Raw genomic sequence first — 311 nt, forward strand, 5'->3', positions numbered from 1 at the left:
AAAAGACAAGCTCACAAACGAAAGCGTGCTGACTTACTAGCTGCCCTTCCAGCTGAAGAGGTTCACCATGAATTAGGCGACAAGCATTGTCCTGATTGTCATCATGAGCTGATTGAGATAGGCAAGCAGTCAGTTCGCCAAGAATTATTGTTTATCCCAGCTCAACTTAAAAGGCTAGACCATATCCAACATGCTTACAAATGTAAATATTGCAGTCAAAGAAATCTTAGCGACAAGATCATTAAAGCTGCAGTACCTAAAGCTCCCCTAAACCATGGTCTAGGTTCAGCTTCACTCATCGCTCATTCACT

1 protein-coding gene is annotated in these 311 nt (G+C 42.4%); it reads left to right on the plus strand.

All coding sequences use genetic code 11. The features are described from left to right. The coding region (locus JEM49_RS09220) for an IS66 family transposase zinc-finger binding domain-containing protein (RefSeq protein ID WP_201874746.1) at positions 1-311 on the plus strand (311 nt) is incomplete at both ends.

This window comes from Lactobacillus sp. A27, from assembly GCF_016742815.1.
GTDB lineage: Bacteria > Bacillota > Bacilli > Lactobacillales > Lactobacillaceae > Lactobacillus > Lactobacillus gallinarum.